The following is a 21,795-nucleotide window of genomic DNA, read 5'->3' on the forward strand; positions in this document are numbered from 1 at the left end:
CCGTTTTCTCCTGGCCATAAAAGCGCTTCGGTATGGTTGTTGGCAGAGAATTTCCCATTTTGCTTATGCAGGAAGACTGCCATGAAAACTTCTGATTATCAGCGTACTCGCTGGCTAACACTGATCGGCACGATTATTACCCAATTTGCTTTAGGTTCTGTTTATACCTGGAGCCTGTTTAATGGCGCACTCTCTTCTAAGCTCGATGCGCCGGTAAGTCAGGTGGCATTTTCCTTTGGCCTACTGAGCCTCGGGCTGGCGATTTCCTCTTCCGTTGCTGGCAAGCTGCAGGAACGTTTTGGCGTGAAACGCGTCACCATGGCCTCCGGTATTTTACTCGGCGTCGGTTTCTTCTTAACTGCCCATTCCAACAGTCTGATTATGCTGTGGCTGAGCGCCGGTGTGTTGGTTGGTCTGGCGGATGGTGCAGGTTACCTGTTAACGCTTTCCAACTGCGTAAAATGGTTCCCTGAGCGTAAAGGGCTGATTTCCGCCTTTGCCATCGGTTCTTATGGCCTTGGCAGCCTCGGTTTTAAATTTATCGACAGCCAACTGCTGAGCACCGTGGGCCTGGAAAAAACCTTCATGATTTGGGGCGCGATCGTACTGGTGATGATCGTCTTTGGCTCCACGCTGATGAAAGATGCGCCGAATCAGGAAGTGAAAGCGAAGAATGGCGTAGTTGAGAACGACTACACCCTGGCGCAGTCCATGCGCAAACCGCAGTACTGGATGCTGGCAGTCATGTTCCTGACAGCGTGTATGAGCGGTCTGTACGTCATTGGCGTGGCGAAAGATATCGCACAAAGCCTGGCGCATATGGATGTGGCGACGGCGGCGAATGCGGTTACCGTCATTTCTATCGCGAACCTGTCGGGTCGTCTGGTGCTGGGGATTCTGTCCGATAAAATCTCCCGTATTCGCGTGATCACCATTGGTCAGGTCGTTTCGCTGGTCGGTATGGCTGCACTGTTGTTCGCGCCGCTGAATGACGTAACCTTCTTTATGGCAATTGCCTGTGTCGCATTTAACTTTGGCGGCACCATCACCGTATTCCCGTCACTGGTCAGCGAGTTCTTCGGTCTGAATAACCTGGCTAAAAACTACGGTGTTATTTACCTGGGCTTCGGTATCGGTAGCATTTGCGGTTCCATTATCGCCTCGCTGTTTGGCGGGTTCTATGTGACCTTCTGCGTCATCTTTGCGCTGTTAATCATTTCGCTGGCGCTTTCTACCACTATTCGTCAGCCACAACGTAGCGTCTATACCGAGGCGCACGCCTAAATCTATTAGTAGTATGATTAATACCTGGCGCATATATTTACAAAAATTTATGCGCCATTTTCATTCTCTATAAGCACTTTTGCTCCCTCCTGTGGTCTACTTACCCGCGCCCGTAGACATTTCACCTCTGCTGTTGTCGCATTTTTCCTCTGTCAGGTCTGATTGATCGCTGCTCAGGGTTTTTTATCCCGATTTCCAGGGTTTGTTTGCATGAGATACATTAAGTCGATGACGCAGCAGAAACTCAGTTTCTTGCTGGCAATCTATATCGGTTTGTTTATGAACTGTGCTGTATTTTTCCGTCGTTTTAGCGGATATGCGCACGATTTTACCGTCTGGAAAGGACTTTCCGCGGTTGTTGAATTGGCCGGCACTGTGCTGGTGACCTTCTTTTTACTACGACTTCTCTCTTTGTTTGGCCGCCGCGCCTGGCGTGTCCTGGCAACCTGTTTGGTGCTGTGTTCTGCCGGCGCCAGTTATTATATGACCTTCCTGAACGTGGTAATTGGTTACGGTATTATCGCCTCCGTAATGACCACGGATATTGATTTATCGAAAGAAGTCGTCGGCTGGCATTTCATCGTGTGGCTGGTTTCGGTCAGTATTATTCCCTTGGTGCTGATTTGGAGTAACCGCTGCCGCTACACGTTGATGAGACAAATTCGTACACCGGGCATGAGGTGGCGTAGCGTAGCGGTAGTTTTACTGGCCGGCCTGATGGTGTGGGCGCCGATTCGCCTGCTGAGCATGCAACAGAGAAGCGTAGAGCGAGAAACTGGTATCGATTTACCCAGCTATGGCGGGGTTGTGGCGAACTCTTATTTGCCGTCAAACTGGCTCTCTGCGCTGGGTTTGTACGCCTGGGCACAGGTGGATGAATCCTCAGACAACAAATCGCTGATGAACCCGGCGAAGAAATTTACCTATGTTGAGCCTAAGAACCTCGACGACACCTATGTGGTCTTTATTATCGGCGAAACCACCCGCTGGGACCATATGGGGATTTTTGGCTATGAGCGAAATACCACGCCAAGGCTCGCCCAGGAGAAAAACCTGGCCGCGTTCCGTGGATATTCCTGTGACACAGCGACCAAGCTTTCGCTGCGCTGTATGTTTGTGCGTGAAGGTGGGGCGGAAGAAAACCCGCAGCGTACCCTGAAAGAACAAAACGTCTTTTCCGTGCTCGGTCAGTTAGGGTTCAAGACAGACCTCTACGCGATGCAAAGCGAGATGTGGTTCTACAGCAATACTATGGCGGAGAACATCGCTTACCGAGAGCAGATTGGCGCAGAGCCGCGTAACCGTGGCAAGAACGTTGACGATATGCTGTTGATTACCGAAATGCAGCAGTCTCTGCAACCGAATGACGATGATGGCAAACGTCTGATTATTCTGCATACCAAAGGTTCGCATTTTAACTACACGCAGCGCTACACCCGCGAATATGCGCAGTGGAAGCCGGAGTGTGTCAATGTGGATAGCGGTTGCTCGAAAGCCGAGATGATTAACTCTTTTGATAACTCGGTAACCTATGTTGATCACTTTATTACCAAAGTGTTTGATCAACTGCGGGATAAGAAAGCGATAGTGTTCTACGCCGCCGATCACGGTGAGTCGATTAACGAGCGTGAGCACCTGCACGGTACGCCGCGTAAAATGGCTCCGCCAGAGCAGTTCCGCGTTCCTATGCTGGTGTGGATGTCAGATAAATATCTGGAAGACCCAGACCATGCGAAGGCGTTTGCACACCTGAAGCAAGAAGCTGATATGAAGGTGCCGCGTCGTCATGTGGAACTGTACGACACTATCTTGGGTTGCCTCGGTTATACCTCGCCAAATGGCGGTATTAACGAGAATAACAACTGGTGCCGTATCCCGGACGCGAAGAAGGTTACGGCTCAGTAATTGGGCTGCTGACTTTCTCGCCGATCAAATGGCATTTTGATACTAAGGGATTGACGGGGGCGCGGCTGAGCAGTAAGATGCGCCCCGCATTCGGTGATTGGCGCAGCCTGGTAGCGCACTTCGTTCGGGACGAAGGGGTCGGAGGTTCGAATCCTCTATCACCGACCAAATTCAAAACCCTGCTCAACGAGCAGGGTTTTTTGCATTTGAAACCCACGAGGATGAGAACCTCCGGGGGTAAGAGGTTCGACTCGAGCGCAGCGAGAGAACGTTGCGTTAGCAACGGCCCGTAGGGCGAGCCACGTCAGTGGCGAGTAATCCTCTCTCTCCGACCAAAATTGACCTTCCTTTTATCTGCAAAAATTGTGCACCACTTCCCACTGACTGTTAACGATTCTGTGACATATTCCATTGCCTTTTTTTATATTTGCTTGAAACTTTTTTTGCGCTACTTATGGCTGAACCTGGCATTTTCCGCTGTGCGCTTTAGCGTTCATGGCATTAATCGCTCAGATATGCAGCATTAATTTAGAAAGTTTTAATAATTTGCATAAATGTTAATCACCAAATGTTGCGAAATATGAAGATGTTTATTCTGGCATAGTGCGCGTAGCACAAATTTCCCTGCTGAAAATGTCCTTCTGCACTTTTTTTAATCTTTGTTTGCGAATTCTCACCGTTGGTGTAAATCACGGTTACCTGTATTGACGTTTTCACATTCTGTTGACAGATTGTAGGGCATGAGGGGCATTTCATGGAGAATCCGCACTGCAACTCAGTCGCTTATGTGAACGGAATCCCTATCCTCTTAACGCCGACCCGGCCGGGTAAAAAACAAAAAAGGCCAGGCGGTGCAAACCCACTGCAAAGGGTAAAACAACAAACATCACATTTGGAGCAGAAGAATGAGTATTTCCTTGAAGAAGTCAGGGATGCTGAAGCTTGGTCTGAGCCTGGTGGCTATGACCTGCGCCGCAAGCGTACAGGCTAAAACTCTGGTTTATTGTTCAGAAGGATCTCCTGAAGGCTTTAACCCACAGCTTTTCACCTCTGGCACGACCTATGATGCCAGCTCCGTACCGATCTATAACCGCCTGGTCGAGTTCAAAACCGGTACAACTGAAGTGATCCCGGGCCTTGCTGAGAAGTGGGAAATCAGCGAAGACGGTAAAACCTATACCTTCCACCTGCGCCAGGGCGTGAAGTGGCAGGACAACAAAGATTTCAAACCGACGCGCGATTTAAACGCCGATGACGTGGTGTTCTCTTTCGATCGTCAGAAAAATGCCCAGAACCCGTACCACAAAGTCTCTGGCGGTAGCTATGAATACTTCGAAGGGATGGGTCTGCCAGATCTGATCTCCGAAGTGAAAAAAGTGGACGATAAAACCGTTCAGTTCGTGCTGACTCGCCCGGAAGCGCCTTTCCTGGCTGACCTGGCGATGGACTTCGCTTCTATTCTTTCCAAAGAATATGCAGACAACATGCTGAAAGCCGGCTCCCCGGAGAAAGTGGATCTGAACCCAATTGGGACCGGTCCGTTCCAGCTGCAGCAGTACCAGAAAGACTCCCGTATTCTGTATAAAGCATTCGAAGGTTACTGGGGCACCAAGCCACAGATTGACCGTCTGGTCTTCTCCATTACGCCTGACGCTTCCGTGCGTTACGCCAAACTGCAGAAGAACGAGTGCCAGGTGATGCCGTACCCGAACCCGGCAGATATCGCGCGCATGAAGCAGGATAAAAACATTAACCTGATGGAGCAGGCCGGTCTGAACGTTGGCTACCTCTCTTTCAACACCGAGAAGAAACCGTTTGATGACGTGAAAGTCCGTCAGGCGCTGACCTACGCGGTGAACAAAGAAGCCATCATTAAAGCGGTATATCAGGGCGCTGGCGTTGCCGCGAAAAACCTGATCCCACCGACCATGTGGGGCTATAACGACGACGTTAAAGACTACACCTACGATCCTGAAAAGGCTAAAGCGCTGCTGAAGGAAGCGGGTCAGGATAAAGGCTTCACCGTTGAGCTGTGGGCCATGCCGGTACAGCGTCCTTACAACCCGAACGCCCGCCGTATGGCGGAAATGGTTCAGGCTGACTGGGCGAAAATCGGCGTTCAGGCCAAGATTGTGACCTACGAGTGGGGCGAATATCTGAAACGCGCCAAAGCGGGTGAGCATCAGGCGGTGATGATGGGTTGGACCGGTGACAACGGGGATCCGGACAACTTCTTCGCCACCCTGTTCAGCTGTGCGGCAGCGAAAGACGGTTCCAACTACTCTCGCTGGTGCTACAAGCCGTTTGAAGATCTGATCCAGCCGGCGCGTGCGACCGACGATCACAACAAACGTATTGAACTGTACAAGCAAGCTCAGGTTGTTATGCACGATCAGGCCCCGGCTCTGATTGTTGCTCACTCCACCGTGTATGAACCAGTGCGTAAAGAAGTGAAAGGCTATGTGGTTGATCCATTAGGCAAACATCACTTCGAAAACGTCTCTGTCGAATAATTAAAAGCAAGCCAGACAGCGCTACGGACCGTTAAGTCGGGTCACCGTAGCGCCACCTGACAGTAATGCTTTATCTCCCTCTCGCTGGAGGGGGAGATAAGATTTGTGAGCAATACAGATTCACGGTTCCAGGCCGTGCGTCATTAGAGAGAATCCGGGTTATGTTGCAGTTCATTCTCCGACGTTTGGGACTCGTCATCCCCACGTTTATCGGTATCACTCTTCTCACCTTTGCTTTCGTTCATATGATCCCCGGCGATCCGGTAATGATCATGGCGGGTGAGCGTGGAATTTCCCCTGAGCGTCATGCTCAACTGTTGGCTGAACTCGGTCTGGATAAACCGATGTGGCAGCAATACCTTCATTATATCTGGGGGGTTATGCATGGTGATTTAGGTATCTCGCTGAAAAGCCGATTACCGGTGTGGGAAGAGTTCGTTCCTCGCTTTAAAGCAACGCTGGAACTTGGCGTCTGCGCGATGATTTTCGCCGTTGCGGTGGGTATTCCGGTGGGGGTACTTGCTGCCGTTAAGCGCGGCTCCATTTTCGATCACACTGCTGTTGGTTTGGCGCTGACCGGTTACTCCATGCCGATTTTCTGGTGGGGCATGATGCTGATCATGCTGGTTTCCGTGCAGTGGAACCTGACGCCGGTTTCCGGTCGGGTGAGCGACATGGTGTTCCTTGATGATTCCAATCCCCTGACAGGTTTCATGCTGATTGATACCGCCATTTGGGGTGAAGAGGGCAACTTTATCGATGCGCTGGCGCATATGATACTGCCGGCAATGGTGCTTGGCACCATTCCTCTGGCGGTAATTGTGCGTATGACTCGTTCATCAATGCTGGAAGTACTGGGTGAAGATTACATTCGTACCGCACGCGCCAAAGGCCTGACCCGTATGCGCGTCATCATCATTCACGCTCTGCGTAACGCGATGCTGCCCGTTGTGACCGTTATCGGCCTGCAGGTCGGTACGTTATTGGCTGGGGCGATCCTGACCGAGACTATTTTCTCGTGGCCGGGACTGGGACGCTGGTTGATCGATGCGCTACAACGCCGTGATTATCCAGTGGTACAGGGCGGGGTACTGCTGGTCGCGACGATGATTATCCTCGTCAACCTGCTGGTAGACCTGCTGTACGGCGTGGTGAACCCGCGTATTCGGCATAGGAAGTAAGGGGCCATCATGTCACAGGTTACTGAAAATAAAGTTATTGCTGCACCGGTGCCCATGACCCCGCTGCAGGAGTTCTGGCACTATTTTAAACGCAACAAAGGTGCGGTTGTTGGGCTGGTGTACGTTGTCGTGATGATCCTGATTGCGGTCTTTGCCAACGTCCTCGCGCCGTACAACCCGGCAGAGCAGTTCCGCGATACGCTGCTGGCTCCTCCTGCGTGGCAGGAAGGCGGTACCATGGCGCATCTGTTTGGTACTGATGATGTGGGCCGCGATGTGCTGTCCCGCCTGATGTACGGTGCGCGTTTGTCTCTGTTGGTCGGCTGTCTGGTGGTGGTGCTCTCCCTGCTGATGGGCGTGATTCTCGGGCTGATTGCCGGTTACTTTGGCGGGATTGTCGATAACGTCATCATGCGTGTGGTCGATATCATGCTGGCACTGCCGAGCCTGCTACTGGCGCTGGTGCTGGTGGCGGTATTCGGGCCCTCGATTGGCAATGCCGCGCTGGCGCTGACGTTCGTGGCATTGCCGCACTATGTGCGTCTGACGCGCGCCGCCGTCCTGGTGGAGGTTAACCGCGACTACGTTACCGCATCCCGCGTGGCCGGAGCCGGTGCGATGCGCCAGATGTTCGTCAATATTCTTCCTAACTGTCTTGCGCCGCTGATTGTTCAGGCGTCGCTTGGTTTCTCTAACGCCATTCTCGATATGGCTGCCCTCGGCTTCCTGGGGATGGGCGCACAGCCGCCTACGCCGGAATGGGGCACCATGCTCTCTGACGTGTTGCAATTTGCCCAAAGCGCCTGGTGGGTCGTGACCTTCCCGGGGCTGGCAATCCTGCTGACGGTGCTGGCATTTAACCTGATGGGTGACGGTCTGCGTGACGCGCTCGATCCCAAACTGAAGCAGTAAGAGGTTCGAGATGGCGTTATTAAATGTAGATAAATTATCGGTGCACTTCGGCGATGTGGGGTCCGAATTCCGTGCCGTAGACCGCATTAGTTACAGCGTGAACCAGGGTGAAGTGGTTGGCATTGTAGGGGAATCCGGTTCTGGTAAGTCCGTCAGCTCGCTGGCGATCATGGGACTGATTGACTACCCAGGTCGCGTTATGGCCGAAAATCTGGAGTTTAATGGTCGTGACCTGAAGCGCATCTCTGAGAAAGAGCGTCGCCAGTTAGTGGGCGCGGAAGTGGCGATGATCTTCCAGGACCCGATGACCAGCCTTAACCCGTGCTACACCGTCGGCTACCAGATTATGGAAGCCATTAAGGTGCACCAGGGCGGCAACAAAAAAACGCGTATTCAGCGGGCGATTGACCTGCTGACGCTGGTGGGGATCCCCGACCCGGCCTCGCGTCTGGATGTCTATCCGCACCAGTTGTCTGGTGGGATGAGCCAGCGCGTGATGATCGCGATGGCGATTGCCTGTCGTCCAAAGCTGTTGATTGCCGACGAACCGACAACGGCGCTGGATGTGACCATTCAGGCGCAGATCATCGAGCTACTGCTGGAATTGCAGCAAAAAGAGAACATGGCGCTGGTCTTAATCACGCACGACCTGGCGCTGGTGGCCGAAGCGGCGCACAAGATCATTGTGATGTACGCCGGGCAGGTAGTGGAAACCGGTGCCGCGCAGGATATTTTCCGCGCGCCGCGTCATCCGTATACCCAGGCGTTGCTGCGCGCGTTGCCGGAGTTCGCTCAGGATAAAGCGCGTCTGGCTTCGTTGCCGGGCGTGGTGCCAGGTAAATATGACCGCCCGACCGGTTGTTTACTGAACCCGCGCTGCCCCTATGCGACTGACAAATGCCGCGCTGAAGAACCTGAACTGAACCTGCTGGAAGGCGGTCGTCAGTCGAAATGCCACTACCCACTTGATGATGCCGGGAGGCCTGGGCTATGAGTACGCAAAAGGCCGCTTTGCCACAGCCGCTGTTGCAGGCAATTGACCTGAAAAAACACTACCCGGTGAAGAAGGGGATGTTCGCCCCGGAACGCCTGGTGAAAGCGCTGGACGGCGTCTCCTTTACCCTGGAACGCGGCAAAACGCTGGCGGTGGTAGGCGAGTCAGGCTGTGGGAAATCCACCCTTGGTCGCCTGCTGACGATGATTGAAGTCCCGACCGGCGGCGAGCTGTATTACCAGGGGCAGGATCTGCTTAAGCACGACCCGCAGGCGCAGAAGCTGCGCCGGCAGAAAATCCAGATTGTGTTCCAGAACCCTTACGGTTCCCTGAACCCGCGCAAGAAAGTAGGGCAGATTCTGGAAGAGCCGCTGCTGATCAACTCCACGCTAAGTAAAGAGGAGCGTCGTGAAAAAGCGCTGGCGATGATGGCGAAAGTGGGGCTGAAAACCGAGCACTACGACCGCTATCCGCACATGTTCTCCGGCGGTCAGCGTCAGCGTATTGCCATCGCTCGCGGGCTGATGCTTGATCCAGACGTGGTGATTGCCGACGAACCGGTCTCGGCGCTGGACGTTTCTGTTCGTGCGCAGGTGCTGAACCTGATGATGGATTTGCAGCAGGAACTGGGGCTGTCATACGTCTTTATCTCGCACGACCTGTCGGTGGTAGAGCACATTGCCGATGAGGTGATGGTGATGTATTTAGGCCGTTGCGTGGAAAAAGGAACGAAGGATCAGATCTTCAATAATCCGCGTCATCCGTATACGCAGGCGCTGCTCTCCGCGACGCCACGCCTGAATCCGGACGATCGCCGCGAGCGTATCAAGCTGACCGGTGAGCTGCCAAGCCCGCTGAATCCACCGCCGGGCTGTGCGTTCAATGCCCGCTGCCGTCGGCGTTTTGGTCCGTGTACCCAGCTTCAGCCGCAGCTGAAGGATTACGGTGGACAACTCGTGGCCTGTTTCGCTGTTGACCAGGATGAAAATCCACAGCAATAAACGTGGGTTATGACCTGATAACCGGAGCCTTGTGCTCCGGTTTTTTTATATTTTGTTTTTACGTCCACAATGTGAGTCCTCTGGCAGAACATTATTCCACAGCGTCTAAAATGTAGTCAGATTTCCTCTCGTCACAGAAATATCTATTTCGCAGTTGCTAACTGTCAGGAGCAAATGTGGTCACGATACGCTGGGATATTAAAACAATTGATCGTCTGTCGATGGTTGAGGATGTCCTGAAGGAATTTTCCTGCTGCGATATCAATATCATCTCCATGAAAGTCACACCTGGACGGATCCTGATTAAATCCTGGTGCCGCCAGTTACAGGATATTTCCTGCGTGCAATCCTGTTTAGGTCGGCGCGCCGATATTATTAACGTCGCTTACCTGTGTGAAGAGATAAGCGAACTGTCAACGCCTGAGCCGGAACGCCCGCGCTATTTCTCTGACATTATTTGTAGCAGCCAGAGCATGCACTCGCTTATCGAAAAGGCGATAAAAATTGCCGACAGCAAATATACCGTTTTGATCCGCGGCGATACGGGTACTGGCAAAGAACTTCTGGCCCGGGCTATCCATAATTCCGGGCAGCGACGTTTTTATCCGTTTATTCCGGTCAACTGCTCTGCGCTACCTGAGTCGTTGATGGAGAGTGAATTCTTTGGCTATGAGAAAGGGGCTTTTAGCGGTGCAGATTGTAAAGGCAAAAAAGGGCTGTTTGAAATGGCCGATAAAGGCACCCTTTTTCTCGATGAATTTGGTGAAATGTCGCTGAGCTTACAGGCTAAATTACTGCGCGTACTTCAGGATGGTGGGATCCGTCGCGTTGGCGGGGCGCAAATTATTCCGGTCAATGTGCGCATTATTGTGGCAACCAACGCCAATCTGGAAGAGATGGTGGAACAACGTCTGCTGCGCGCCGATCTCTATTACCGCATTAATGTACTTTCACTGACCATTCCGCCCCTGCGGGAGCGCCCGCAGGATATCAGCCTATTGATTCGCCACTTTGTGCAGAAATACGCGAAGGAATTCCAGCGACGGATCATTCTGGATAAAGCCTGCTTTGATGCCCTGCATCATCACACCTGGCCGGGAAACGTTCGCGAACTGGAAAATACCATCATTCGCCTGATGCTGATGGCGGAATCCGACGTCATTACGCGGGAAGAATTAGGGATGGTGAATTTGCCTGCTGTTGAGCTGACGCCGACAGAGCGTCCTTTTAAAGAACAGGTTTTGTGTGCTGAACGCCAGCTTATTGAACAGATGGTGGAAGAGAATGTGTCGTCGCGGCATATCGCTAAAGCGCTGGGGGTGTCACATACCACGGTACTGAATAAAATTCGCAGCTATCAACTGGAGAGTGTGAGTTAAGCGCCGTCAGTGACTGACGGCGCTGTAAACGGATTAGTCAATCAGCTTCAATAATGGCGACAGGCACAGCAGGATCCCGTACAACAGGATTAGCCAGGTTTTCAGCCCGCGTAGTTTTTCCAGTTGCGTTACTTTATAGATCAGGAAAAACGGAATAATACAGGACACAATCCCGTAAAGTGGGCTACCCAACTGGAAGAACACCAGTACCGATACACGAAATGACACCCAGATCACCAGGGTGATAACAATAAAGGTGCAAATACCCAGCGTAAGCACCAGGGGATTAATTTTCTCCACATCAATAACGCGGCTCAGAACATTAAGAATAATACCCTTAATCGCCTCGTGGAACCCCAGATAAATACCAAAGAATGCGGTTAATACGGCGAAGATATTTAGCACCGTTGAGGTGATATGAATAATTTGCCCAGGAATGACTTGCGCTGCCAGCGCCAGTGCGGAAATATTTTGTTCGAAGGCCGAAACGGCCTCTTCATGACTAATAGAAAAGGTAAAAGAGAATGAGAAAAACAGAATGACCGCAATCAGCGTAATGTAACTGATGCGATGCGTGCGTATTGCCATGCGGGTGGCCAGAACCCGGTCCGCTACCCGCTTGCGGTAGGCGATGTTCATTGGGTTCAACACCTGAATAAACACCGCCGAGAAGAAGCAGAACGGGATGGTCAGCAGCACGTCGCGAAAGAAGACCGATGCTTCAGGGAATGCGCTGATATTAGAGAAGTTCCAGTGCGGAACCATCGCAAAACCAAACACGATGATGATCCCCACTTTGACTACCACCATCGGGCCGGAGATTTTAAACAGCAGCTTTTCTCCCCCGGAAGCAATGGCCACCAGCACGGCAAAAATGGCCACTTTATAGATTATCGATTGTGAAAGATCGGCATCGGTTAAGCCGAAGGTTTTGATATATGAGGCACTGTCAAAAACCACGGATAAGGAATAGATAAATATGCCGTGAATAATCATCAAAAAATAGATGACGCCAAGAAATACACCCCAGTTTTTCCCCAGGTAATGACTGATAATATCGGTATAGTCATTACAAGTTTCACTTTCTGATAATGTTTTTAAATAAATATCCTGCACAATATAGGTTGCTGGATAGGCAATAATAAAGGCGACGATAAATACCCAAATGCCTGTTAAGCCTATTTGTACCGGCATCAGTACCGTTCCGGCACCAATTGCCATACCGATACACAGTAATACCCAGCCAAAGTCATATTTCGTAAACGGTATTTTCTTTGAGAATGGTACGGTGGTTGCTGTATTGTTGCTTAGTTGTAATGTGTCGTCCTGCATAGAACCCCCTGCCCAAAATACGCGCTCTCCCCGAAACAGGATTGCGCGTATTACCAGACTGTTGTGCCTTGATTCTCAACAACCTGAACCGATTGGCGTCGCTTCAGGTCATAATGGTCAGAATGTTGCCTTTCTGATGGCGTGTTCAAGGTCGTTAATAATATCTTCTGGATCTTCAAGACCCACAGAAAGACGGATAAGCCCGTCGGTAATACCTGCTTTAAGCCGTTCCTCTGGCGCAACGGGCGAATGTGTCATAGACGCTGGGTGCTGAATGAGGGTTTCGGTATCACCGAGACTGACCGCGAGGAGGCACAATTCTACAGAATTGATCATCCGTCTGCCAGCCTCGAGGCCGCCAGCGATTTCGAAGCTGATAATTCCTCCTGGCAGGCTCATCTGTCGCTGGCCCAGCTCATACTGCGGGTGTGAAGACAAGCCAGGATAATAAACGCGGGTAATGGATGGATGCCCCTCGAGGAAGCGGGCGATTTTCAATGCGTTTTCACAGTGGCGTTCCATACGTATACCCAGTGTTTTAACGCCGCGTAGCGTCAGCCACGCGTTGAAAGGGCTCATGCAGCCGCCGGTGATATCTTTCAGACCAACAAACCGCGCCTGGTCAATAAACTCCTGCTTACCAACAATGATCCCGCCAATCACGTCTCCGTGACCGTTGATATATTTAGTGACGCTGTGCACCACAATATCCGCGCCTAGCTGTAAAGGCTGCTGGCAGTACGGTGACATAAAGGTGTTATCCACCACCAGCAATGCGCCTTGTTGATGGGCCATACCGGCTACCGTTTCAATGTCGACCAGCGACAGCGTCGGGTTAGCGGGCGTTTCGATATACACTACTTTGGTTTCCGGGCGCATGGCGGCGCGGATTTCTTCAGGCTTTGCCGCATCGACGAAGCTGACGTTAATCCCAAACTTCGGCATGCTGTGCGACAAAAACGCGTGGGTGCAGCCGTAAATCGCGCTGGCGGAAACGATATGGTCGCCCTGCTGGCACAACGTCAGCAGCGTGGTGGTGATGGCAGAAATACCGGATGCGGTTGCCAGCCCGGCTTCACCTCTTTCCAGTACCGCCAGCTTTTTCTCCAGCGCATCGGTGGTGGGGTTACCCAAACGGGTGTAAATGTACCCGGACTCCTCGAGCGCAAAGCGGGCGGCACCTTGTTCGGCGCTGTCAAAAACAAACGTTGAAGTCTGGAAAATAGGCGTACTGAGCGCGCCAGTAGAAGGGTCGGGTTGTTGCCCCGCGTGAACGATCTGGGTGTTGAATCCGTAAGTACGACAGTCAGACATGATATCTCCTTTGATTCGGAACAGAACAGCTCACAGTCAAATAGCAATCGCTGTGCCAGAAAATGAAGGCATAGATATCAATGAGATATGTCTTTTTCTGTATTGAAGAGAGGCAGGAATGTTGCCAACTGGCAAGAATCTTTCCAGCGTAATGGTGAGAAAACAGGTGAAATGCGAGGCGCTACGCAGAGCCGTATATTGCGCAGTGATATGGCAAGTAGGCTACCGTAGAATCTGCGGCAAGCCGGTAATTCCCGGTGAGGCGCAATGTTGCGGGGGCTTGATCCCCGGCGGCATCGGTTGCTGGAAAGAGAAAACCCCCGCACGTTGTTCGGTATAAACCTGGCAACAAAACGGGGGCTAACTTGAACCTGAACAACTCAAGAATAGCCGTGAACAGTTGCCATTGCAACACAGGCGGCTATATGACGCTCGCACAGTTAGGCGTGGCCTTCTGGCACGATTTAGCGGCTCCGATCATCGCTGGCATTATTGCCAGCCTGATTGTGAGCTGGCTGCGTAACAGGAAGTAATGCACGTTGTGGGCGTCTGTCTGCCGTGATGGCAACATGCGCCCGAACCAGGCCGCAGGGGGGAACCTTGCGGCCTTTTTCGGCTTAAATGCTGATAAATCTCGTCGCCAGGTGCCTATCCTGTCGGGATAATGCATGCTGGGAAGTTTTCAGATACCGCCTCTCTTAATACCGCTACGATCGGGTATACTCTGACGGCAGTTTCGTCTATCCGTGGAGAGTCAGTTTGCGTGTCAGTCGCTCGTTAACAATTAAGCAGATGGCAATGGTTGCGGCCGTTGTCATGGTGTTTGTGTTTATTTTTTGCACCGTTTTGTTGTTCCATCTGGTCCAGCAGAATCGCTACAACACGGCTACGCAACTGGAAAGTATCGCTCGCTCCGTCCGTGAGCCTCTGTCGGGCACGATCCTGAAAGGGGATATTCCCGAAGCCGAAGCTATTTTAAGAAGTATTCGACCAGCAGGCGTGGTCAGCCGCGCCGATGTGGTGCTTCCCAATCAGTTTCAGGCGCTGCGGATGAGCTTTATTCCTGAACGCCCGGTTCCGGTTACTGTGACTCGCCTGTTTGAACTTCCGGTACAAATTTCGCTGCCGGTCTATTCTCTTGAGCGTTCAGCGAATCCGCAACCGCTGGCGTATCTGGTGCTACAGGCGGATTCGTACCGTATGTACAAGTTCGTGATGAGTACGCTCTCAACGTTAGTGACCATTTACTTACTTCTCTCGTTAATACTCACGGTAGCCATCTCATGGTGTATTAACAGATTGATTTTGCATCCATTACGTAAAATAGCGCGTGAGCTGAACGACATTCCCCAGCAGGATCTGATTGGCTATCAGCTGGCATTGCCGCGTCTGCATCAGGACGACGAGATTGGCCTGCTGGTGCGTAGCTACAACCTCAATCAGCAACTGATTCAGCGCCGCAGTGAAGAGCAAAGCGACCATTCAATGCGATTCCCGGTTTCTGAGCTGCCCAACAAGTCGTTTCTGATGGCGCTGCTGGAGCAGGTTGTGAATCGTCAGCAGACTACGGCGTTGATGATTGTCACCTGCGAAACCCTACGTGATACCGCGGGTGTGTTATCCGAGACCCAGCGGGAAATCCTGCTGCTTACGCTGGTTGAAAAGCTGAAGTCAGTATTGGCCCCCAGAATGGTGCTTACCCAGGTGAGCGGCTATGACTTTGCCATCATCGCACATGGTGTGAAAGAACCCTGGCACGCTATTACGCTAGGTCAGCAAGTGCTCACTATCGTTAACGAGCGATTACCGATTCAGGGCATTCAACTACGTCCAACCTGTAACATTGGGGTGGCGATGTTTAATGGCGATTTGACCGCAGAACAGCTTTACCACCGCGCACTCTCAGCCGTGTTAACGTCGCGTCACAAGGGTAAAAACCGGATTCAGTTCTTTGACCCGTTGCAGATGGAAGAGGCGCAACAGCGTTTGACGGAAGAGAACGATATTCTTACCGCGCTGGATAACCATCAGTTTGCGCTCTGGATGCAGCCGCAGGTGGAGATGTCCAGCGGTAAGGTATTGAGCGCAGAAGCATTATTGCGAATGCAGCAGCCAGACGGAAGCTGGGAGCTGCCAGAAGGGTTAATCGACAGGATTGAGTCCTGTGGCCTGATGGTGACGGTCGGTTACTGGGTGCTGGAGGAGACATGCCGCCAGCTGTCAGCCTGGCAGGAACGCGGCCTGATGTTGCCGCTCTCGGTGAACCTGTCTGCGCTGCAGCTGATGCACCCGAGTATGGTGTCGGATCTGCTGGAATTGCTAAACCGCTATCGCATCAAGCCTGGGACGTTGATTCTGGAAGTGACCGAAAGCCGGCATATTGATGATCCTAACGCCGCTGTGGCTATTTTACGCCCGCTGCGCAACGCGGGTGTGCGTATCGCGCTGGACGATTTTGGTATGGGCTATGCGGGTCTGCGGCAGCTGCAGCACATGAAGTCGCTCCCGGTGGATGTACTCAAAATCGATAAGATGTTTGTCGATGGCGTCCCTGAAGATTGCAGCATGATCTCCGCCATCATTCAGTTGGCGCATAGCCTCAATTTGCAGATGATCGCTGAGGGCGTCGAAACCGAAGCGCAACGCGAATGGTTATCACAAGCGGGGGTAGAAGTGGCACAAGGGTTCCTGTTTGCCCGGCCGGTTCCGGCGAATATCTTCGAAGAACGTTATCTGACGCCGAAAAACGCTGATTACAAAAGTTAAAAAAGGTCTCGCTTGTGCGAGCCAGCTCAAAATTTTTAACATTTCTGTATCAATTATGATCCAGGCGCATTTCTGTCATGTTGTGTGGGTGTTACTTTAAGGCCGCAGGTTAAACAAAACCTTACAAGACCTGTGGTTTTTACTTTAAGGACACCCTATGAAAACCTCTATATTCAAAAGCCTTTACTTTCAGGTCCTGACAGCAATTGCCATAGGTATCCTCCTTGGCCATTACTACCCTGAATTAGGCGCCCAAATGAAGCCACTTGGTGATGCTTTCGTGAAGCTCATCAAAATGGTCATCGCACCTGTCATCTTCTGTACTGTCGTGACCGGCATTGCAGGCATGGAAAGTATGAAAGCCGTAGGCCGCACCGGTGCGGTTGCACTGCTTTATTTTGAAATTGTCAGTACGATTGCGCTGATCATCGGCCTTATCATCGTCAACGTGGTGCAACCCGGTGCCGGTATGAACGTCGATCCGGCGACGCTGGATGCCAAAGCGGTTGCGATTTACGCCGAACAGGCAAAAGACCAGGGGATCGTAGGCTTCCTGATGGATATTATCCCGGGTAGCGTCATTGGCGCGTTCGCCAGTGGCAACATCCTGCAGGTATTGCTGTTTGCGGTTATGTTTGGTTTTGCGCTGCATCGTTTAGGTAGCAAAGGCCAGATGATTTTCAACGTGATTGAAAGCTTCTCGCAGGTTATTTTTGGCATCATCAACATGATCATGCGCCTGGCGCCGATCGGTGCTTTCGGTGCCATGGCCTTTACCATCGGTAAATATGGCGTCGGGACGCTGGTGCAGTTGGGTCAGTTGATCATCTGTTTTTACATCACCTGTATTCTGTTTGTGGTTGTGGTGTTGGGCTCGATTGCGCGCGCAACCGGCTTCAGCATTTTCAAATTCATCCGCTATATCCGTGAAGAACTGCTGATCGTTCTGGGTACCTCTTCTTCCGAGTCCGCGCTGCCGCGTATGCTCGATAAGATGGAAAAACTCGGCTGTCGCAAGTCGGTTGTCGGGTTGGTTATACCCACGGGCTACTCGTTTAACCTTGATGGGACATCAATCTATCTGACGATGGCGGCGGTATTTATCGCTCAGGCCACCAACAGCCATATGGATATCTTCCATCAGATAACCCTGCTGGTGGTGCTCCTGCTCTCTTCAAAAGGTGCTGCGGGTGTGACCGGGAGTGGCTTCATTGTTCTGGCCGCGACTATCTCCGCTGTGGGCCATTTGCCGGTTGCTGGTCTGGCGCTGATTCTCGGTATTGACCGCTTTATGTCTGAAGCCCGTGCGCTGACTAACCTGGTCGGTAACGGTGTGGCAACTGTTGTAGTAGCGAAATGGGTGAAAGAACTGGACCATAAAAAGCTGGATGATGTGCTGAATAATCGTGCGCCGGATGGCAAAACGCACGAAATATCCTCTTAATCTCTCCACTTATGCCCGTAGTCCCTTCCAGGACTGCGGGCGTTTGCGCATAATTAACCCCTGTGCCTGAAACCGCCGATTCGGCGGCGTCGGGATTTTTTCACTTCCTCCGTGACATTTTTATGTTCTTGCGGTCTAACACGAAGTGTTTTTAACGTCATATTCAGAGAGTCCTCTCGCGGGCTGTCTTTTTATTTCCAGGATAGTTGATCAGGGGTTCACATGCAGGGCACAAAAATTCGACTTTTAGCGGGCGGCTTGCTGATGATGGCCACTGCCGGCTATGTGCAGGCAGATGCGCTCCAGCCTGACCCGGCGTGGCAACAGGGCACGCTGGCAAATGGTTTACAGTGGCAAGTCTTAGCCACTCCCCAGCGCCCCAGCGACCGTATTGAGGTTCGCCTGCTGGTCAATACCGGTTCACTCACCGAAAGTACACAACAGAGTGGTTTCAGCCATGCGATCCCGCGTATCGCGCTGACGCAAAGCGGTGGCCTCGATGCTACGCAAGCCCGTTCTCTGTGGCAGCAGGGGTTCGATCCCAGTCGTCCCATGCCGCCCGTTATCGTTTCCTATGATTCCACGCTGTATAACCTCAGTCTGCCTAACAGCCGTAACGATCTGCTGAAAGAGTCACTTTCTTATCTGGCGAATATTTCCGGTAATCTGAGCATCACCCCTGAATCGGTCAATCATGCGCTGAGTAGCGAAGATATGGTTGCAACCTGGCCGTCAGATACCAAAGAGGGATGGTGGCGCTATCGTCTGAAGGGATCGACGCTACTGGGTCACGATCCTGCCGATCCGCTGAAAACGCCTGTTGATGCGACGAAAATCCAGTCCTTCTACCAGAAATGGTATACCCCGGATGCGATGACGCTGATTATCGTCGGTAACGTAGATGCGCGCAGCGTGGCTGATCAAATCAATAAAACCTTTGGCGAATTAAAAGGTAAACGTGAAACGCCTGCGCCGGTACCCACGCTCTCTCCGCTGCGTGCAGAGGCCGTAAGCATAATGACCGATGCGGTACGTCAGGATCGCCTGTCTATTATGTGGGATACGCCGTGGCAGCCGATCCGTGAATCTGCCGCGCTGTTACGTTACTGGCGCGCTGATTTAGCCCGTGAAGCGTTGTTCTGGCACATTCAGCAGGAGCTCACCAAAAACAATGCCAAAGACATTGGCCTTGGCTTTGACTGTCGGGTGCTGTTCCTGCGCGCGCAATGTGCCATTAACGTTGAATCACCGAACGGTAAGCTGAACGCGAACCTCAGCACGGTTGCGCGTGAGCTGGCCAAAGTGCGCGATAAGGGGCTGCCGGAAGAAGAGTTTAATGCGCTGGTGGCGCAAAAGAATCTGGAACTGCAGAAGCTGTTTGCCACCTATGGTCGCACCGATACCGATATTTTGATCAGCCAGCGTTTGCGCTCGTTGCAAAACCAGGTCGTAGATATTGCGCCTGAACAGTATCAGCGTTTACGTCAGAGCTTCCTGAACAACCTGAGTGTTGAGATGCTGAATCAGGACCTGCGTCAGCAACTGTCGCAAGATATGGCGTTAATTCTGTTGCAGCCGAAGGGTGAACCTGAATTCAATATGAAGGATCTGCAGGCGACGTGGGATAGCATTATGGCGCCGGTTACCGCCGCGGCAACGTCGGTAGAAACGGATGAATCACATTCTGAAGTGACGGACATCCCGCCGGTGCAATAAGGGAATCGTGACCTGCAGGCCGGACGCAACGTTAACGTCTAATCCGGCCTGCCAGAACGCCAAATTATTGCGGCATGGCGTCGCGAGGAATAATCGCCCCACGATGCTGAATAACGGTGCTTGCCGTCAGGTGGCCGCGTTTTGCGGCATCAGCGGCATCGCCACCGGTCAGACGTACCGCCAGATACCCGGCGCTGAAGGAGTCTCCCGCAGCGGTCGTATCGATAACCTTCTCTTTCGGTAGTTTTACGGCCGGAACGTCGATGAGTTCTTCGCCTGCGATGGAAACCAGGCAAGAGTCAGCACCGCGTTTCACAACCACTTCCTGTACGCCAGCCGCGTGAGTACGGGCAATCACCTCGGCAACCGGTTTTTCACCCCACAGCGCGTCTTCATCATCCAGCGTCAGGAACGCGATATCGGTGCATTCCAGCATTTGCTGATACACCTGCTGGGTCTCTTCTTTACTGCTCCACAGACGTGGGCGGTAGTTATTGTCAAAAATGACCTTTCCACCGTTGGCGCGGCATTCTTGCAGCAGCGACAGCAGCTTGTCACGACTTGCCGGGCTTAAAATAGCCAGGCTGATTCCGCTCAGATACAGATAGTCAAATGTCGCCAGTTCTTCGCAAATAGCGGCGGACTGTTCGCTCTCAAGCCAGAATTTTGCGGCGGCTTCATTACGCCAGTAATAGAAGGTGCGCTCGCCGGTGCTATCGGTTTCAATGTAATAGAGGCCCGGCAGGCGGTTTTCCATGCGTTGGGTTAATGAGGTATCCACATTTTCGCTCTGCCAGGATTCCAGCATTTGTTGGCTAAAACTGTCGGTACCCAGCGCAGTCACATAGTGTACGGAAAGTACCGCAGCATCGACCTGACGGGCGATATAAACGGATGTATTCAACGTGTCGCCACCGAATCCGCGCTGAACGTCAGCGCCTTTCTGTGACAGCTCAATCATGCATTCGCCAATCACGGCAATCTTTCTGGACATAGTCGTAACCTGCTCTGAAAAAAATTAGCGTTAGTGTGCGCTGTGGGTGTTAAGTGGTCAACTATATTAAAACATCGTTCCATTATTTTTTTGAGCCAGCACGTGTTCTGCGTCGTTTTTTGCCGCTTAGTTTCTATTTTGCGTAGGGCTGAACGTAAAGTTCTTCGCCTGAGCGCCGATAACCTTTGACGAGTCCGGTCAGTCACACTCTTATTTACAGGACATCTCAGATGATAAAGCAGGTTACCCAGCAGCTAATTACGCTCGATGCGAGTATTGAAAACTTGCAGGAGAGACGCTATTGGCTGCAGTGCGAGCGTGCTTACACCTACCAGCCGATTTATCAGACCAACGGACGGCTGATGGCCGTTGAGCTGCTGACCGTCGTGAGCCATCCTGAAAACCCCTCCCAACGTATCGCGCCGGACCGCTATTTCGCCGAAGTGGCCGTACGACATCGTGTAGATGTGGTGAAAGAGCAGCTCGTACAGCTTGAACAAAAAGGGGCGTTTTTCAAAGCCCACGATCTGCTGGCATCCGTGAATGTCGACGGGCCAACGCTGATTGCAATGCGCCAGGATCCCGAAATCCTGAAAATCATCGAATGTCTGCCGTGGCTGCGCTTTGAACTGGTGGAGCATATCCGCTTGCCGAAAGGTTCGTCGTTCGCCTCAATGTGCGAGTTTGGCCCGCTCTGGCTGGATGATTTTGGTACCGGAATGGCAAACTTCTCGGCTCTGAGCGAAGTGAGTTACGACTATATCAAAGTGGCGCGGGATCTGTTTGTCATGCTGCGCCAGACGCCGGAGGGCCGCAATCTCTTTACGCTGCTGTTACAGCTGATGAACCGCTATTGCCGCGGTGTGATTGTCGAAGGCGTTGAAACGCTGGAAGAGTGGCGTGATGTGCAAAACTCACCGGCTTTCGCTGCGCAAGGCTATTTTCTCTCTCGTCCAGTGCCTCTGGATACCCTTGAAGACGTAATTCTGTCGCTTTGATAAGGATGTAGAGCGCCTCCTTTCCTCTGCTGGACTATCTTTAGGACAGGCAAGGAAGAAAG

At 52.1% G+C, this 21,795-nt stretch carries 17 protein-coding genes, 1 tRNA gene and 1 other RNA gene; 16 read left to right on the top strand and 3 right to left on the bottom strand.

The window, feature by feature from the left end:
• Window positions 1-81: 81 nt before the first annotated feature.
• From HV229_RS00830 to HV229_RS00880, 11 genes are all read left to right on the top strand, one after another.
• Window positions 82-1,284, top strand: coding sequence for an MFS transporter (locus HV229_RS00830; RefSeq protein ID WP_016154906.1), 1,203 nt, complete (start codon window positions 82-84; stop codon window positions 1,282-1,284).
• 210 nt (window positions 1,285-1,494) lie between these two features.
• Window positions 1,495-3,189: a kdo(2)-lipid A phosphoethanolamine 7''-transferase gene (gene eptB, locus HV229_RS00835; protein WP_181546697.1), complete on the top strand. Its 1,695-nt coding sequence runs from the start codon at window positions 1,495-1,497 to the stop codon at window positions 3,187-3,189.
• A gap of 91 nt (window positions 3,190-3,280) precedes the next feature.
• Window positions 3,281-3,357 (top strand) — tRNA-Pro (locus HV229_RS00840).
• A 33-nt stretch (window positions 3,358-3,390) separates the two neighbouring features.
• Window positions 3,391-3,524, top strand: a non-coding RNA gene (locus HV229_RS00845) — RtT sRNA.
• 419 nt (window positions 3,525-3,943) lie between these two features.
• Complete coding sequence (locus HV229_RS00850) at window positions 3,944-4,180, top strand: hypothetical protein (RefSeq protein WP_137398959.1); 237 nt, start codon at window positions 3,944-3,946, stop codon at window positions 4,178-4,180.
• Window positions 4,095-5,702, top strand: a complete 1,608-nt coding sequence (gene dppA, locus HV229_RS00855; protein WP_016154904.1) for a dipeptide ABC transporter periplasmic-binding protein DppA — start codon at window positions 4,095-4,097, stop codon at window positions 5,700-5,702. The genes HV229_RS00850 and dppA overlap by 86 nt, the downstream gene beginning before the upstream one ends.
• 161 nt (window positions 5,703-5,863) lie before the next feature.
• Window positions 5,864-6,883 carry a dipeptide ABC transporter permease DppB gene (gene dppB / locus HV229_RS00860; RefSeq protein WP_016154903.1) on the top strand — a complete coding sequence of 340 codons (1,020 nt, stop codon included), beginning with the start codon at window positions 5,864-5,866 and terminating at the stop codon, window positions 6,881-6,883.
• Between the two features lie 9 nt (window positions 6,884-6,892).
• A complete protein-coding gene (gene dppC / locus HV229_RS00865) occupies window positions 6,893-7,795 on the top strand; it encodes a dipeptide ABC transporter permease DppC (RefSeq protein WP_016154902.1) in 903 nt (300 codons plus the stop codon).
• A gap of 10 nt (window positions 7,796-7,805) precedes the next feature.
• The gene (dppD, locus tag HV229_RS00870; protein ID WP_019078085.1) at window positions 7,806-8,789 is read left to right on the top strand and encodes a dipeptide ABC transporter ATP-binding protein; all 984 of its coding nucleotides are present in this window, start codon (window positions 7,806-7,808) and stop codon (window positions 8,787-8,789) included.
• Window positions 8,786-9,790 (top strand): dipeptide ABC transporter ATP-binding subunit DppF, encoded by a 1,005-nt coding sequence (gene dppF, locus HV229_RS00875; RefSeq protein ID WP_003827418.1) that lies wholly within the window; start codon window positions 8,786-8,788, stop codon window positions 9,788-9,790. The genes dppD and dppF overlap by 4 nt, the downstream gene beginning before the upstream one ends.
• Before the next feature lie 176 nt (window positions 9,791-9,966).
• Window positions 9,967-11,169 carry a sigma 54-interacting transcriptional regulator gene (locus HV229_RS00880; protein ID WP_016154900.1) on the top strand — a complete coding sequence of 401 codons (1,203 nt, stop codon included), beginning with the start codon at window positions 9,967-9,969 and terminating at the stop codon, window positions 11,167-11,169.
• A gap of 33 nt (window positions 11,170-11,202) precedes the next feature.
• On the opposite strand, the gene HV229_RS00885 is transcribed toward HV229_RS00880, so the two are convergent.
• On the bottom strand, window positions 11,203-12,501 hold the full coding sequence (locus HV229_RS00885) for an amino acid permease (protein WP_046274482.1): 1,299 nt from the start codon (window positions 12,499-12,501) through the stop codon (window positions 11,203-11,205).
• Between the two features lie 117 nt (window positions 12,502-12,618).
• Window positions 12,619-13,815 (bottom strand): methionine gamma-lyase, encoded by a 1,197-nt coding sequence (gene megL, locus HV229_RS00890; protein WP_181546699.1) that lies wholly within the window; start codon window positions 13,813-13,815, stop codon window positions 12,619-12,621.
• A gap of 425 nt (window positions 13,816-14,240) precedes the next feature.
• On the opposite strand from megL, the gene HV229_RS00895 reads away from it, so the two are divergent.
• The 4 genes from HV229_RS00895 (at window position 14,241) to HV229_RS00910 (ending at window position 19,741) form a co-directional block, all read left to right on the top strand.
• Window positions 14,241-14,348 carry a type I toxin-antitoxin system toxin Ldr family protein gene (locus tag HV229_RS00895; protein ID WP_016154898.1) on the top strand — a complete coding sequence of 36 codons (108 nt, stop codon included), beginning with the start codon at window positions 14,241-14,243 and terminating at the stop codon, window positions 14,346-14,348.
• A gap of 226 nt (window positions 14,349-14,574) precedes the next feature.
• Window positions 14,575-16,581, top strand: coding sequence for a biofilm formation regulator HmsP (gene hmsP, locus HV229_RS00900; RefSeq protein WP_032931922.1), 2,007 nt, complete (start codon window positions 14,575-14,577; stop codon window positions 16,579-16,581).
• A gap of 157 nt (window positions 16,582-16,738) precedes the next feature.
• A complete protein-coding gene (gene dctA, locus HV229_RS00905; protein ID WP_003023301.1) occupies window positions 16,739-18,025 on the top strand; it encodes a C4-dicarboxylate transporter DctC in 1,287 nt (428 codons plus the stop codon).
• A 222-nt stretch (window positions 18,026-18,247) separates the two neighbouring features.
• Window positions 18,248-19,741 (top strand): pitrilysin family protein, encoded by a 1,494-nt coding sequence (locus HV229_RS00910; protein WP_047358202.1) that lies wholly within the window; start codon window positions 18,248-18,250, stop codon window positions 19,739-19,741.
• Window positions 19,742-19,805: 64 nt separating this feature from the next.
• Here the strand turns inward: HV229_RS00910 and HV229_RS00915 are convergent, their stop codons facing one another.
• Window positions 19,806-20,735 (bottom strand): sugar kinase, encoded by a 930-nt coding sequence (locus HV229_RS00915; protein ID WP_104651753.1) that lies wholly within the window; start codon window positions 20,733-20,735, stop codon window positions 19,806-19,808.
• Window positions 20,736-20,965: 230 nt separating this feature from the next.
• Between HV229_RS00915 and pdeH the strand changes: the two genes are divergently transcribed.
• Window positions 20,966-21,733 carry a cyclic-guanylate-specific phosphodiesterase gene (gene pdeH, locus HV229_RS00920; protein WP_016157708.1) on the top strand — a complete coding sequence of 256 codons (768 nt, stop codon included), beginning with the start codon at window positions 20,966-20,968 and terminating at the stop codon, window positions 21,731-21,733.
• The last annotated feature ends 62 nt before the right edge of the window (window positions 21,734-21,795 follow it).

It is taken from the genome of Citrobacter sp. RHBSTW-00524, assembly GCF_013747755.1.
Classification (GTDB): domain Bacteria; phylum Pseudomonadota; class Gammaproteobacteria; order Enterobacterales; family Enterobacteriaceae; genus Citrobacter; species Citrobacter braakii.

Excerpts from the sequence above, each read along its gene's own strand:
- HV229_RS00830 (WP_016154906.1), top strand. The coding sequence starts at position 82 with ATGAAAACTTCTGATTATCAGCGTACTCGCTGGCTAACACTGATCGGC.
- eptB (WP_181546697.1), top strand. The coding sequence starts at position 1,495 with ATGAGATACATTAAGTCGATGACGCAGCAGAAACTCAGTTTCTTGCTG.
- HV229_RS00850 (WP_137398959.1), top strand. The coding sequence starts at position 3,944 with ATGGAGAATCCGCACTGCAACTCAGTCGCTTATGTGAACGGAATCCCT.
- dppA (WP_016154904.1), top strand. The coding sequence starts at position 4,095 with ATGAGTATTTCCTTGAAGAAGTCAGGGATGCTGAAGCTTGGTCTGAGC.
- dppB (WP_016154903.1), top strand. The coding sequence starts at position 5,864 with ATGTTGCAGTTCATTCTCCGACGTTTGGGACTCGTCATCCCCACGTTT.
- dppC (WP_016154902.1), top strand. The coding sequence starts at position 6,893 with ATGTCACAGGTTACTGAAAATAAAGTTATTGCTGCACCGGTGCCCATG.
- dppD (WP_019078085.1), top strand. The coding sequence starts at position 7,806 with ATGGCGTTATTAAATGTAGATAAATTATCGGTGCACTTCGGCGATGTG.
- dppF (WP_003827418.1), top strand. The coding sequence starts at position 8,786 with ATGAGTACGCAAAAGGCCGCTTTGCCACAGCCGCTGTTGCAGGCAATT.
- HV229_RS00885 (WP_046274482.1), bottom strand. The coding sequence starts at position 12,501 with ATGCAGGACGACACATTACAACTAAGCAACAATACAGCAACCACCGTA.
- megL (WP_181546699.1), bottom strand. The coding sequence starts at position 13,815 with ATGTCTGACTGTCGTACTTACGGATTCAACACCCAGATCGTTCACGCG.
- HV229_RS00895 (WP_016154898.1), top strand. The coding sequence starts at position 14,241 with ATGACGCTCGCACAGTTAGGCGTGGCCTTCTGGCACGATTTAGCGGCT.
- dctA (WP_003023301.1), top strand. The coding sequence starts at position 16,739 with ATGAAAACCTCTATATTCAAAAGCCTTTACTTTCAGGTCCTGACAGCA.
- HV229_RS00910 (WP_047358202.1), top strand. The coding sequence starts at position 18,248 with ATGCAGGGCACAAAAATTCGACTTTTAGCGGGCGGCTTGCTGATGATG.
- HV229_RS00915 (WP_104651753.1), bottom strand. The coding sequence starts at position 20,735 with ATGTCCAGAAAGATTGCCGTGATTGGCGAATGCATGATTGAGCTGTCA.
- pdeH (WP_016157708.1), top strand. The coding sequence starts at position 20,966 with ATGATAAAGCAGGTTACCCAGCAGCTAATTACGCTCGATGCGAGTATT.